Annotated in this window: 15 protein-coding genes; 6 read left to right on the forward strand and 9 right to left on the reverse strand. The window is 48.2% G+C overall.

Annotated elements, in window-relative coordinates; genetic code table 11:
- Positions 1 to 4 precede the first annotated feature (4 nt).
- Entirely contained in the window at positions 5 to 670 is a 666-nt protein-coding gene (locus XMG59_RS01675; RefSeq protein ID WP_173498102.1) for a CsiV family protein, read from the forward strand.
- Here the strand turns inward: XMG59_RS01675 and XMG59_RS01680 are convergent.
- Genes XMG59_RS01680 through sohB form a run of 4 tightly spaced genes read right to left on the reverse strand, consistent with a single transcriptional unit; the run spans position 667 to position 4352 of the window.
- Positions 667 to 1773 (reverse strand): mechanosensitive ion channel family protein, encoded by a 1107-nt coding sequence (locus XMG59_RS01680; protein WP_371731441.1) that lies wholly within the window; start codon positions 1771 to 1773, stop codon positions 667 to 669. The two genes, XMG59_RS01675 and XMG59_RS01680, sit on opposite strands and share 4 nt — an antisense overlap.
- 24 nt (positions 1774 to 1797) lie before the next feature.
- Complete coding sequence (gene nagZ, locus XMG59_RS01685; RefSeq protein WP_173481527.1) at positions 1798 to 2799, reverse strand: beta-N-acetylhexosaminidase; 1002 nt, start codon at positions 2797 to 2799, stop codon at positions 1798 to 1800.
- A gap of 12 nt (positions 2800 to 2811) precedes the next feature.
- The gene (locus XMG59_RS01690) at positions 2812 to 3288 is read right to left on the reverse strand and encodes a L,D-transpeptidase (protein ID WP_173498103.1); all 477 of its coding nucleotides are present in this window, start codon (positions 3286 to 3288) and stop codon (positions 2812 to 2814) included.
- Positions 3288 to 4352, reverse strand: coding sequence for a protease SohB (gene sohB / locus XMG59_RS01695; protein ID WP_173481529.1), 1065 nt, complete (start codon positions 4350 to 4352; stop codon positions 3288 to 3290). Before sohB ends, XMG59_RS01690 begins: the two co-directional genes overlap by 1 nt.
- Positions 4353 to 4428: 76 nt before the next feature.
- Between sohB and XMG59_RS01700 the strand changes: the two genes are divergently transcribed.
- On the forward strand, positions 4429 to 4752 hold the full coding sequence (locus XMG59_RS01700; protein ID WP_173483150.1) for an SCP2 sterol-binding domain-containing protein: 324 nt from the start codon (positions 4429 to 4431) through the stop codon (positions 4750 to 4752).
- Between the two features lie 20 nt (positions 4753 to 4772).
- Here XMG59_RS01700 and nudC read toward each other — a convergent pair whose 3' ends face one another.
- Positions 4773 to 5528, reverse strand: a complete 756-nt coding sequence (gene nudC, locus XMG59_RS01705) for an NAD(+) diphosphatase (protein ID WP_173498104.1) — start codon at positions 5526 to 5528, stop codon at positions 4773 to 4775.
- Positions 5529 to 5676: 148 nt separating this feature from the next.
- On the opposite strand from nudC, the gene nhaB reads away from it, so the two are divergent.
- From nhaB to XMG59_RS01720, 3 genes are all read left to right on the forward strand, one after another.
- Positions 5677 to 7179, forward strand: a complete 1503-nt coding sequence (gene nhaB / locus XMG59_RS01710) for a sodium/proton antiporter NhaB (RefSeq protein WP_173498105.1) — start codon at positions 5677 to 5679, stop codon at positions 7177 to 7179.
- Between the two features lie 143 nt (positions 7180 to 7322).
- Positions 7323 to 8189: a prephenate dehydratase gene (locus XMG59_RS01715; RefSeq protein WP_173481533.1), complete on the forward strand. Its 867-nt coding sequence runs from the start codon at positions 7323 to 7325 to the stop codon at positions 8187 to 8189.
- A 303-nt stretch (positions 8190 to 8492) separates the two neighbouring features.
- Positions 8493 to 9643 (forward strand): IS3 family transposase gene (locus XMG59_RS01720; RefSeq protein ID WP_371743711.1). Its coding sequence is split into 2 segments (ribosomal slippage): positions 8493 to 8727 and positions 8727 to 9643, totalling 1152 coding nucleotides; the frame shifts between segments, so codons are not numbered across the junction.
- Between the two features lie 489 nt (positions 9644 to 10132).
- Here XMG59_RS01720 and XMG59_RS01725 read toward each other — a convergent pair.
- Positions 10133 to 10600 carry a hypothetical protein gene (locus XMG59_RS01725; protein ID WP_173498107.1) on the reverse strand — a complete coding sequence of 156 codons (468 nt, stop codon included), beginning with the start codon at positions 10598 to 10600 and terminating at the stop codon, positions 10133 to 10135.
- A gap of 5 nt (positions 10601 to 10605) precedes the next feature.
- Positions 10606 to 11517: a transcriptional regulator GcvA gene (gene gcvA / locus XMG59_RS01730; RefSeq protein ID WP_173481535.1), complete on the reverse strand. Its 912-nt coding sequence runs from the start codon at positions 11515 to 11517 to the stop codon at positions 10606 to 10608.
- A gap of 122 nt (positions 11518 to 11639) precedes the next feature.
- Between gcvA and XMG59_RS01735 the strand changes: the two genes are divergently transcribed.
- Positions 11640 to 11819: an RSP_7527 family protein gene (locus XMG59_RS01735; protein ID WP_173481536.1), complete on the forward strand. Its 180-nt coding sequence runs from the start codon at positions 11640 to 11642 to the stop codon at positions 11817 to 11819.
- Positions 11820 to 11854: 35 nt separating this feature from the next.
- Here the strand turns inward: XMG59_RS01735 and tcdA are convergent, their stop codons facing one another.
- On the reverse strand, positions 11855 to 12664 hold the full coding sequence (gene tcdA, locus XMG59_RS01740) for a tRNA cyclic N6-threonylcarbamoyladenosine(37) synthase TcdA (protein WP_173481537.1): 810 nt from the start codon (positions 12662 to 12664) through the stop codon (positions 11855 to 11857).
- On the reverse strand, positions 12654 to 12869 hold the full coding sequence (locus tag XMG59_RS01745; protein ID WP_173481538.1) for a hypothetical protein: 216 nt from the start codon (positions 12867 to 12869) through the stop codon (positions 12654 to 12656). The genes tcdA and XMG59_RS01745 overlap by 11 nt, the downstream gene beginning before the upstream one ends.
- Positions 12870 to 12875 lie beyond the last annotated feature (6 nt).

The raw sequence follows: 12875 nt of genomic DNA on the forward strand, positions 1-12875 counted from the left end.
TAAAGTGAGAGTGATTGCAACGACCCTTTTGCTATTGGCTGGTATCGGCCAAGCCGTGGCTGACGATGAGGCGGTCAAGCTAGCGGTTGCCCCTGAACTGATCAGAGAAGAGAGTCTCTACACTGTTGAAGTGGTTATTTTCAAACAGGCTGAAGCCGACAAAGAGAGCGAAACCTGGCCTGCCGACTTAGAAAGTATAGAATTCACCAACGCTGAGCTTCCTCTCGTCAATGATGGCGAACCCTTAGCCCTGAATGAAGAGTTGCCAATAACCACCTTTGCATTGACTGAACAAGCCAATCGATTGGCGCAAAAAGGGTATGAGCTGCTCTACCACAATAGCTGGCTGGATCAGTTTAAACCTGGCGCTAACCGCACCACTCTGTTATTGGATGCATTTGGAAACTTCGAAGGTACATTACGCATTGAGCGTCAGCGTTATCTGCATATCTACCCATCGATCAACTACTACCCTAACGGTTTAAGCTTGACCGACGAGCCCGCTGAAACGATCCGTTTTGAGGAGTCACGTCGCATGCGATCGAAGGATCTGCACTACATCGATCACCCCGTTCTGGGAATGCTGGTACTCTTTAGACCGATCGAAGCGGTTGAGATGGAGGTCACCGATCTGGTGACCTCAACAGAGACAGCAAACACCGTAAACTAGTTCGACGGCGCCTCATTCGGGGCAATATGAATCGTAGAGGTTGGGAAAGCGATCTCTGCGCCACGCGCTTCAACCAGATTGATAATCTTAACCAGTACATCCTGCTTAACCGAGTGGAACTCCACCCAGTTAACCGTTTTGGTAAAGGTGTAGACCATGATATCGATTGATGAGGCACCAAAGTGGTTCAGGTTTACGATCAGAGTTTGGCTCTGATCGATGTCAGCATGGCTCTGCAACATCGATTTAATATCTGCAACAATCTGCTCAACCACAGCCGCATCGTCATAACGAACACCAATGGTTTCATAGATACGACGGTTGGTCATACGCGATGGATTCTCAACGGCAATACTGGCGAAGGTTGAGTTAGGGACGTAGAGCGGTCGTTTATCAAAGGTGCGAATTCGGGTTAAGCGCCAGCCGATCTCTTCAACTGTACCCTCAATCTCTTTGTCGGGGGAGCGAATCCAATCCCCCACTTTGAAGGGGCGATCCATGTAGATCATCAACCCACCGAAGAAGTTAGCCAGTAGGTCCTTTGCGGCAAAACCGACAGCCAAACCACCAACACCACCGAACGCTAGTATGCCTGAGACACTGACGCCCAAATGTTGAAGCAGCACCAAACCCGCAAACAGAAGGACGGTTAATCGCAGTAGTTTTGCGACCGCATCAGCGGTGGTTCGATCAACACCAGGACGACCAGAAACGCCATCCACTAACTGCTGCTCAACCCGCTTAATTAGACGGATCAACGTCCATGCCGCTAACAGAATATACGCTAGTGAGCGCAAAGATTGCGTCAGAACCAGGTCTATCTCGTCCAGTGCTCGAGCGGCAATATCGAGTGAGAGCGTAATACCCACCACCCAGACTAGAAGACTTAAAGGGGCACGCACGGTATCAATGAATACCTGATTCCAAACGGACGAGAGATTGTTGATAAAGGGAATCAGTCGATTCAACAAAGTATTGCTGACTAGAGAGACGATCAGTGTCATCAACAGAATCACAGCGCCTTGTAGCAACCACTGATATTGATTCAAGGCAGGAATAGCATTTAACAGTGGGTTAAGCACCCAACTCAACAATTCAGTCACTTAAAAACTCCAATAAACAATCAGTTAGACCAACTCTTTCGCCATCGTTCTTACGCGAGCCAATCGTTCAGAATCACTCGGGCGCTTAGGTCTAGCACGCATTCTTACAATTCGATCAGAACCAGTGTGCCCAAGGTTGGTTAGGTGCTGCAACACCTCTTGCGCACGCTCGGGTGCGTTGCAGACAAGCACCATGTCACAGCCAGCTGCCAGCGCGGCGTCGGCTCTATCAGAATAACTGCCAGTCTCTGCTGCCCCCTCCATAGAGAGATCATCACTGAAGATCACGCCATCAAAACTTAATCGCTCACGCAGTTGGCGTTGCAACCAAAACTCTGAGAAGCCTGCGGGCTGTGAGCAGACACTGGTGTATTTAATATGGGCCGGCATGACCGCATCCAAGCCGCGTTTAATCAACTTGGCAAAGGGCTGTAGGTCTTGAGCATCTATCTCAGCAAAACTGCGCTGATCTTCTGGAAGACCCAAATGTGAATCCACCTCCACCCAGCCATGCCCTGGAAAGTGCTTACCCGTGGTCGCCATGCCCGCTTCATGCATGCCTGACATGAAGGCTCCCGCCAGTGCTTCAACCTGTTCGCTATCGCTGCCAAACGAACGGTCGCCGATCACCTCTGAGTGGCCGTAATCGAGATCTAACACAGGGGCGAATGAGATATCGATGTCATAGTCGCGCAACTCTGTCGCCATCAACCAGCCAAACTCATGAGCCCAAGCGACCGCTTTGCTAGGGTTCTCTTGCCAAGCTTCACTGAATACTCGCATTGGTGGCAGTCGGGTGAAGCCCTCTTTAAATCGCTGCACACGACCACCCTCTTGGTCGACCGCCACTAACAGGTCAGGACGGACCTGACGGATCGACGTCATAAGTTGTCGAAGTTGTGCAGGGTTTTGGTAGTTACGAGCAAAGAGAATCAACCCTCCCACTTGGGGAGACTTGAGAGTCTCAACCTCAGCGGGCGTTAACTCAGTCCCAGCAATATCCAGCATTAGGGCGCCACTGCTCATTACTCTCTCCAATTAAGCCGTAATATTTACGATCATGTTGTTGTTGACCTGATCAAACAGCTCAATCAGATTCTGGTTTCTCATTCGGATGCAGCCGTGTGATTTAGGCACCCCCATCGGCTCAGTATCAGGTGTGCCATGGATGTATATGAAACGACTTAGTGTATCGACCTGACCACCACGATTGAAGCCGTACTCCATACCCTGTAGCCAGATGATTCGTGTCAAAATCCAATCTCGTTCTGGGTACTGCTTGGCTAGCGTTTCTGAATAGATTTCACCGGTTGATCGACGACCAACAAAGACACTGTTGGTCGGTGCAGATTCGCCAATTTTAAGCTTTACTTTGTGCTGCCCAAGCGGTGTACAGCCTGACCCTTTAATATTCCCCGGCCCGTTTAAAGCCGTTGAGACGCTCCAACTCTGCTCACCCGAATCGGTCAGTAACCTTAAGGTTTGATCAGCAATGGAGATCTCAATACGACTCATCAGCGCGCCCAGAAACGGCTCTGTGTCAGGCTCGACCACGCTTTACCAGCAACGCCAGTGACAGCAGAGATACCAAAGTGTTCGAGGCGCTCTTGTAGGCTCTGCTTCACCTGATAGCTCACTTTGTAGATATCAGCGTCATCGGCGGCATTAACCAGATAGTCATCACTGGTCTCTATCTGATCAATAAGACCATTGGCAATGGCGCGACGACCAAACCAGACTTCACCCGTCGCCACTTTCTCAATGTCTAAATCCGAGCGGTAGTCAGAGACAAACTCTTTGAAAAGAGCGTGCGTATCTTCTAGCTCTTCAACAAACTTTTCACGCCCCTTTTCGGTGTTCTCGCCAAACATCGTTAGAGTTCGCTTGTAATCACCCGCCGTTAGGACTTCGTAATCGATGTCATTCTTCTTAAGAAGGCGATGGAAATTGGGAATCTGTGCAACCACACCAATGGAACCGATCAGTGCAAAGGGAGCTGCGATAATCTTATTGGCGATACAAGCCATCATATAACCACCGCTGGCAGCCACTTTATCGACACACACCGTCAGTGGAATCTGCTTACGACGAATGCGCTCGAGTTGTGATGCAGCCAAGCCATAGCCATGCACTAGACCGCCAGGGCTCTCTAGACGAACAACCACTTCGTCGACCTCTCTTGCCAACGTCAGAACCGCTGTGATCTCTTGGCGCATCTTGTCGACTTCAGAGGCTTGGATGTCGCCATCAAAATCGATGACATAGATTCGTTTTCGATCCTCTTCTGCTTGAGCATCGGACTTGGCCGCCTTTTTACGGGCCTTAGCCTCCTCTTTATCCTGCTTCTTTTGCGCTTTATGCATCTGTTTGAGGCGATGCTCATCCAATATGTGGTCTTCTAACGTCTCTTTTAGCTCGGTGAAGTGATCATTCAGCGACTCGACTTCAATCTCTCCATCATTAGGCTTACGGCGTTTTTGAGCCGCTGCTGCAATCATCGCAAGCACTAGCCCAATCGCAACCACCCAAGTGACCGTTTTAGCCAAGAAAAGACCGTATTCAGAAAAAAATTCGACCACTGATTACCTCGTAAGAAAGTCGATTAACAGAGAGGGGTAGGTTAACATAGCCACTTCTAATGAGCGCTAGGTTTTTATGTCTTCAAATGTCACCCTCACGCAGGTTTTCAACAAGCTGCAAGATCGATTCAATTCTGACAACGCCAAAGGTCTAAATAAGACGTTTCAGTTCTCGTTGAATGATGCAGATTCGTTCTACCTAACGATCGAGGATTCTAAGTTAGATGCCAACTGGGGTGAGCACTCCGACCCAAACATCACACTGATCATGGATGAAGCGACATTCATTGGTGTTATACAGGGTGAGATCGATGGCATGAGTGCTTTCATGAAAGGTCTTCTGCGCGCCGAGGGTGATGTCATGCTCGCCACCAAGCTAGGCAAACTTTTTAGGCACTGATACCCAGCTATAGCTGCAAATCAGCCTTGTCGTGCAACCCAGTCGTCGATCAACGCTCTTGAGATAGCGAATTTGGGTGGCAGCACCACAGTGTGCAGCTCTTCCTTGGTAAACCAACGCCCTTCTAATATCTCACGACCATCAGGTTTAATGTCGCCACCGGCATACTGAGCAAAAAACGCCAACATCAACGAGTCAGGAAATGGCCACTGCTGGCTTTTGAAGTAACGAATGTTGCTAATTTCAACACCCACCTCCTCTTTGACCTCTCGTGCTACCGCCTGCTCAGCCGTCTCACCGGCATCAATAAATCCAGCTAAAGTACTGAATCGATTAGGTGTGAACTTAGCGTTATGGGCCAACAAGATTCGATCCCCGTCCTCAACGAGAGTGATGATACAGGGAGAGAGTCTCGGGTAAGCGTGATGCCCACAGTCCGTACATTTCAAGACCATCTCGGTTAAACCAAACGCCATACCCCCACCACAGCGACCACAAAACTGATGATTCACTCGCCAATTCAATAACTGCTGAGCTCTGGAGAGCAACTGATACTGGAATGGATCAGACCGTTCAAGTTCAGCTCGAAGATCCACCACTTTGGCACTGCCAGGTACCTCAGACATTCTGACCAACTCATAGCCCGGTAACACAGGGTAACGTTCGATCTCATACTCGCTGTCAAAGGATAGGGAGAGATCAATACGATCCAACACAACCCCTAGTTTTGGGTCAGCCAAGATCAGACGATTTTGATGGGCAATTAAGTATTTCAAGAAGACTCCCTAAAAACGGCAATGCTTATTTGTAATAGTTATATAAAACTAAAGTATTAAAACCGCAGTTTCCAAACTAAAGGAATAACCTTATAATCTTTGCGCTTTTTTGCTTTTGGGCAAATTAAAATAACTGTAAGGACCCTACATGAATCAATCAACCATGTCGGCAATTACCCGAAACTTTTTGGGCAACTCGCCAATTTGGTACAAGCAAGCAATCCTTTTCTTCCTTGTAGCCAATCCTATCCTACTTTTAACAGCTGGCCCTGTCGTAACAGGCTGGTTGCTAATCTTCGAATTCATTTTCACACTGGCGATGGCGCTTAAATGTTACCCACTTCAGCCGGGAGGTTTGATTGCGATTGAAGCGGTCGTGATCGGCTTAACCGATCCATATAACGTATACCACGAGATCAACGCCAACTTAGAAGTCATCCTACTGTTGATGTTCATGGTTGCTGGTATCTACTTCATGAAGGACCTTCTTCTATGGGTCTTCACTAAGATACTGGTTAAGGTTCGCTCTAAGACAACAATCTCTCTCCTTTTCTCTATCTCTGCGGCCTTCCTATCAGCCTTCTTAGACGCTTTGACAGTGACTGCTGTATTGATCAGTGTCGGTGTCGGTTTCTACTCGGTCTACCATAAGGTTGCCTCGGGTAAAAACAACGACTCGGCACACGACCATACGTCTGACCATGACGTTCATGAAGAGCGTCGCCAAGACCTAGAAAACTTCCGTGGTTTCTTAAGAAGTCTCTTGATGCACGGTGCTGTGGGTACAGCACTAGGCGGCGTCTGTACGCTAGTCGGTGAGCCACAAAACCTGTTGATTGCCCAGAAAGCTGAGTGGACCTTTATTGAGTTCTTCGTACGCATGGCACCGATCACTATGCCTGTACTGGCGGTTGGCCTTCTAACCGTTGTAGTACTAGAGAAGACCGGCACCTTCGGTTACGGCGCTAAATTGCCTGAGAATGTTCGCCAAATTCTGGTTGATTACGATAAAGATCAATCGGCTAAGATGACCAAGAAACAACGCGTTAGCCTAATCGTTCAGGCTGCAGTGGCAGTATTCCTAGTCATTGGTCTAGCCTTCCACTTGGCCCCAGTGGGCATGATCGGTTTGACCGTAATCATTCTATTGACCGCCTTTAACGGCATCACAGAAGAGCACCAGATCGGTAAAGCGTTTGAAGAGGCACTCCCTTTCACCGCTCTGCTGGTTGTATTTTTTACTGTAGTATCCGTGATTCACGATCAGCACCTGTTCCAGCCGATCATTCACATGGCACTTTCACTAGAGCCAAGCCAACAGCCGTCCGTCTTCTTCATTGCAAACGGTGTGCTATCGGCAATCTCGGATAACGTATTTGTTGCGACGGTCTACATTAATGAGATCCTAGCAGCATTGAATGCAGGTGATATCACTCGTGAACAGTTTGACCACCTAGCAGTTGCTGTAAATACCGGTACTAATATCCCATCGGTAGCGACTCCTAACGGTCAAGCAGCGTTCCTATTCCTGCTAACCTCTGCGATTGCTCCGTTGATTCGCCTCTCGTACGGTACGATGGTGTGGATGGCACTGCCTTACACGATTACGATGTCGGTAACCGGTCTGCTTGCAGTCATATATGCACTCTAAAATCTGACTTGAATAAAAGCCTGCCCTGCTCACGCTCGGCAGGTTTTTTTATCATTAAAACTTCCCTCAGTCCTCTGAAGGCTATTGGCCGAGTAAAGAGATGTGCAATAATATCGCTTTAATTCTCTCATTAAGCAGTTTATATGACAGACCTACCCGCAAAAATCGCTTATCAGGGTGTTCCTGGTGCCTACTCTCACCTCTCTTGTACCCGTGTCCACCCAGAATTGGAGGCACACGCATGTGAGAGCTTTGCTGATGCAATGTTTATGGTTGAACGTGGTGAAGCGCGTTTAGCGATGATCCCACTTGAGAACAGCACTGCCGGTCGTGTCGAAGAGATCTACCGCTTAATGCCTAAGACTCAACTGCACATCATTGCTGAACACTTTGAGCCGGTTAATCACTGCCTACTCGCTATTCCGGGCACTAAAGTTGAGCAGCTAAAACGTGTTTGGTCACACCCCCAGGCGCTGGCACAGTGTGATGGCAACATTCGAGCACTAGGACTTGAACCTATCGCGGCACTTGACACGGCAGGCTCTGCGTCGGATCTTTCAGAGAATCCAGATCCAGAGCTAGGCGCTATCGCCTCTTCACTTGCTGCAGAACTCTATGGCTTAGATATCGTCAAAGAGGGTTTTAGAGACGTCGAAGGTAATACCACTCGCTTCCTAATATTGGCACGTGACAGTAAGGTGCCGGAATACGATGCTGACAAAGAGTTCATGACCTCGATCCTGTTCACCGCTCGAAATATCCCAGCGTCGCTGTATAAAGCACTGGGTGGTTTTGCCACTAATGGCCTGAACATTCTTAAGCTGGAAAGTTACATGGCTTCGGATACGATGCAGGTCACCAGCTTCCATCTAGATGTGGCATCGCACCCTCAGGAGCCAGCCATGCAGCTAGCCCTACAAGAGCTTCACTTCTTTGCTAAAGAGGTTCGCGTCATGGGCACCTATGCCGCACACCCATTCAGAAAGAGCAATCTAATCATCGAAGAGTAGTTTTATTCCGCACTGCAGCATACAGGATTGAGTCTTATAAATAAGTTGACTTAAAAATCAGCTTTTACATATTGTGCACCGCACAAATAAGACTTATATTTAATACATGCCTAATGGATTAGGTAACGAACAAATCCCTTGTGTTCGTTTTCTTCATTTTTCATCGATTGAAGATTCCTTTTTAGCCCCGCAATGCGGGGCTTTTTTATGGCATAAAGGTTTAAAAGCAAAAACACTGGCAAGGCCCTAGTATTGTAGACACCTGTTAGCGTTAGAATAACGCCTAACAAGAGGTGATCATCCATGAGTGCAAAACGTTACACCGAAGAGTTCAAGATCGAAGCGACTAAACAGGTCACTGATCGCAATTACAAATTGTGTGAAGTTGCTAGTCGACTTGGAGTTTCGGAGCCCACATTACGCAATTGGGTCAAGAAGTATGGATCGACGAGTTCACAGCATCATACGATCAATGATCAGCAAGAAGAGCTCAGGAAGCTCAAAGCGGAACTAAGGCGAGTCACCGAAGAGCGAGATATCTTAAAGGAGGCCGCCGCGTTCTTTGCAGCCGAGTCAAGGAAAGATACGCGTTCATAAAGTCACGACTCAAGAAGTTCTCTGTTTCAGCGATGTGTCGCGTGCTTAAAGTTAATCGTAGCGGATTCTATGCCTGGCTTAAGCAACCTGAATCTAAGCGGGCCAAAGAGGATAAGAGGCTTCTGCAAAAGATTAAGCAGTTCTGGGCGGAGAGTGGCTTTTCTTATGGCTACAGAAACATCACTAAAGATCTAAAAGACGATCGCGAAAGCGTTGGAAAGAACAGAGTTTATCGGATCATGCGTCAGAACGATGTTCGCTCACAACGGGGTTACAAGAAGCACAGAGGTTTTAGCGGAGGTGACTTGAACCTCGTTGTTCCAAACACTCTTGCACGCGAGTTCGAAGTGGACGCTCCTGACAAGGCATGGGTCACTGATTTTACCTATATCAGAACACATGAAGGCTGGTTGTATCTGGCGATTGTCTTAGATCTATTTAACCGACAAGTCATCGGATGGAGTATGAAGAATAACCCGCGCTCAGAGCTGGTCATTGATGCTCTGATGATGGCTATATGGCGCAGGCAACCAGCCGAAAATGTACTTATTCACTCAGACCAAGGTGTTCAGTATACAAGTAGCGACTGGCGGTCGTTCTTAAAAGACCATAAGCTCGAAGCCAGCATGAGTCGACGTGGTAACTGTCACGATAACGCGGTTGCTGAGAGCTTTTTCTCTAATCTGAAAGCCGAGAGGATCAAACGAAAAATCTATCAAACTCGCAACGATGCAAGAGCTGATATCTTTAATTACATCGAGCTGTTTTATAACCCGAAACGTCGCCATGGCAACAATGATGGGCTATCTCCAGTTCAGTATGAAAAACAGTATTTAGAAAAGCTAGCAGTTGTCTAGAAAACTAGGGCCTTGCCACACCTCTAACCGACTGTCGTCGGCTAGCCTTCTTCTTTGTGTGAGCAATGGTGCCGGTGACAGGCTCTCAGCCTGTCATCCGCTGGTAGAATTTATCAGACAATCTGGAAAATGCTGAGAAAGTTGGCTCAGACCAGAGGTCAGACCCGAAGCTGCGTAGCAAGTTTGATACTCCGGTGTCTGACCTCTGGTCTGACACCACTGTTCCCCCACGCACCTATTCCTTCGCGGCCTTTTCTAGACCGCTCCAACAGTGCCGAACTCGAGTCTCGTGCCAATCGTCCACGTCCGATCGAGAGTGAGTACGATGATTTTTCACGGTTAAGAGTAATTCACCGGTGTCTGGCTTTAGCCTGACATCCACTCTCTCAACGTCTTCCAGAAAGGTAGTAAAGCCTACTAGCGGATGACAGGCTGAAGGCCTGTCACCGAAAAGATCGCCACATCTTCGATATGGCTCCAACAGAAAAATCACTCTGCCTCAAAAAAGAAATCGACGGGATAACTCTCGCCATCTTGTTCGGTAATGATCAAGCGAGCCTTCCAGACCATTAACCCCGTCGTACAGACTGAAAGCTCGGTGACTCCCGACCAACTCCCACCATTGAATTTAATAGGAGTCTGGTTGATGCCCATATATTCAGTGGTCCCTTGCAGATCGAGCCAAGCACTCGCAGGCTGCTGCCCATCGACTGTAAAGCTGAATGTCAGAGGTACCAGCGATTTAGCCGGTTTGGGATTCATGCTGAGGCTCAGCACCCTGCTCTCCTCGCTATCGGACGGGAGTTCAATTAGGCAGGTCTCCAAATTAACATCGCAATCCGTTGTTATGGGATCTCGCTCTAAAAAGCCATTTAACACCGATTGCAAAAGATAGACACTGACGCCCAGCGGCAGAATGATTAACAACGCCGTCAGGAGTGGCTTAATACGCTGCATTGAAACTAGTTTCCAACGTTAGCGGCATCGATATCCGCTTGCATCTCTTCCAGAATCCAGTCGCGGAACGCCATCATTGCAGGCGTAAGCCCATGATTCTTACGGTAGACAAGATAGAAAGCGTTATGGCTATCCAAACTGATATCAAAGGGCGCGATTAAACGACCGCTCTCTAGCTCTCGGCCCAACAGAGCTGTATCAGCCAGTGCTATACCGATCCCCTCTGATGCCGCCGATACCGCCAACGAGGTGCTGGAGAAGGAGATGGTTTTGTTTATCTCAGTGATGGAGATCCCCTGTTCTTGGAGCAGCTTTGTCCACTCATGACTACGACCTGAGACATTAATCAAAGTGTGGTTTAGCATGTCTTTGGGTGTGTTGAGTGGATCTTTACCCTCAAGGAGTTTGGGACTCATGACGGGTGTCAGAAAGATATTACGCATCATATGCGACTCGATTCCTTTCCAATGGCCAGTACCATAATAGACAGCCATATCAGTCTCGGAGTTATCAAAGTCGATGTACTCAATCGAAGATTCAACTCGAAGCTCAACTTCAGGAAAGCGCTCTTGAAAACGCGTGATGCGTGGTACCAACCAACGTGTTAAGAAGGCTGGCGCGATGCTCACCTTCACCACGTTGGTATTAGGCGCTGCAACCAATCTGCGTGTCGCCTGCTCCAGTTCGTCTAAGGCTATCTGCACCGAGGGTAAATAACGCTCCCCTGCAGCCGTCAACGAAATGGTTCGCTTCTCACGTTTAAAAAGCTCGACACCTAAAAACTCTTCAAGTGACTTCAACTGATGGCTAACCGCCGATGGCGTGACACAAAGCTCTTCACTGGCGCGGTTAAAGCTACCATGGCGGGCAGCAGCATCGAACACACGAAGAGCATTAAGTGGTGGTAAGCGTCGCATAGAAGATTCCTGTAAGTGAATTTAACTCAACAATAAATCAAAAAAGGATCGTTTGTCGAGAGGCTTATACACCTTTAGTATGATCACAAATTGAACAGCGAAACGAATTAGAGGAAATGAACATGCCTTACACATACGCAACTGTAGATCTAGAAGCAGCAATCAAAGAAGCTCAAGCACTTCGCAGCCAAGCACTGGCTGAGTTGGTTGACACTACAAGCAAACGTCTAAGCCGTGTTTTTGTTAGCGAACTTCGCACAACTCGTGAATCAGCGCTAGCACGTCTAACTCAGGCTGCTTAAGCCTCCAAAGCATATTGCTCTTTGGCCGGTCAGACTCAGCTCTGATCGGCCTGTTTTCTCTCTCGGGCGACTCGCTCACTCATCTTGATCAACACTCGGCTTACTGCAACATTTGCGAACGCAGCCGTGACTGAAGTAACTGCTCCTAAGCCTCCAGAACAGTCTAAACGCACATCACTCTCACCAAAGTTTTTTGTTGCACAGACAGATCCATCCAACTGTGGATACCTAGCCTGCTCCTGCGAGAAGACACACTCGACACCAAATCGTTTACCGCTTCGACTGAACCCGAAATGGCGTTTCAATATTGAACGAACCTTAGCGGCCAGCGCATCGTGCTGAGTTTTACTTAGATCAGCTACTTCGATTTTAAGCGGATCAATGAGCCCACCAGCCCCGCCGGTAGTAACGATCGGAATCTTGCGGCGACGGCAGTACGCAATCATTGCTGCTTTAACACCGGCACTATCAATGGCATCGACGACATAATCAATCGGCTCAACCAACAGGTCGGCAAGATTATCTTGCGTCGCAAAACACTCATGCTCGTGAATAATTAAATCGGGATTAATCTCGCGCGCACGATCCGCCATCACCTGAACTTTTGAGGCACCTAAATTTGAGCTAACCGCATGCATCTGGCGATTCGTGTTTGAGACACAAATTTCATCTAGATCAATGAGGCTAAGCTCACCGATACCACTCCGGGCAAGCGCCTCTACCACCCAGGAGCCAACGCCACCTAAACCGACAACGGCAACATGAGCCTTGTGAAACTTTTCGAGTGAATCAGTGCCATAGAGGCGCCCAATACCTGCGAATCGATCAAGGTAATCAGAATTCATCGTCTGTAATCTCAGTCAGAACAACCTCTCCACACATCTGGCATTTCCCTTCCAGAAAGATAATACCGTGCAGTTCGTACTCAACAGGATCACTCATACCCAGATCCACTTTCTGACAATGGTCGCACCAGGTATGCAGTAGCAGCTCTTCACGATCCTCTTTGCTGCGCAGTGTAAAATCTCTAATGACTCGATCATCACTCATAACTTT

It is taken from the genome of Marinobacterium sp. xm-g-59, from assembly GCF_013283315.1.
Lineage (GTDB): Bacteria > Pseudomonadota > Gammaproteobacteria > Pseudomonadales > Balneatricaceae > Marinobacterium_E.

Excerpts from the sequence above, each read along its gene's own strand:
- nagZ (WP_173481527.1), bottom strand. The coding sequence starts at position 2,799 with ATGAGCAGTGGCGCCCTAATGCTGGATATTGCTGGGACTGAGTTAACG.
- XMG59_RS01690 (WP_173498103.1), bottom strand. The coding sequence starts at position 3,288 with ATGAGTCGTATTGAGATCTCCATTGCTGATCAAACCTTAAGGTTACTG.
- XMG59_RS01700 (WP_173483150.1), top strand. The coding sequence starts at position 4,429 with ATGTCTTCAAATGTCACCCTCACGCAGGTTTTCAACAAGCTGCAAGAT.
- nhaB (WP_173498105.1), top strand. The coding sequence starts at position 5,677 with ATGAATCAATCAACCATGTCGGCAATTACCCGAAACTTTTTGGGCAAC.
- XMG59_RS01715 (WP_173481533.1), top strand. The coding sequence starts at position 7,323 with ATGACAGACCTACCCGCAAAAATCGCTTATCAGGGTGTTCCTGGTGCC.
- XMG59_RS01725 (WP_173498107.1), bottom strand. The coding sequence starts at position 10,600 with ATGCAGCGTATTAAGCCACTCCTGACGGCGTTGTTAATCATTCTGCCG.
- gcvA (WP_173481535.1), bottom strand. The coding sequence starts at position 11,517 with ATGCGACGCTTACCACCACTTAATGCTCTTCGTGTGTTCGATGCTGCT.
- XMG59_RS01735 (WP_173481536.1), top strand. The coding sequence starts at position 11,640 with ATGCCTTACACATACGCAACTGTAGATCTAGAAGCAGCAATCAAAGAA.
- tcdA (WP_173481537.1), bottom strand. The coding sequence starts at position 12,664 with ATGAATTCTGATTACCTTGATCGATTCGCAGGTATTGGGCGCCTCTAT.
- XMG59_RS01745 (WP_173481538.1), bottom strand. The coding sequence starts at position 12,869 with ATGAGTGATGATCGAGTCATTAGAGATTTTACACTGCGCAGCAAAGAG.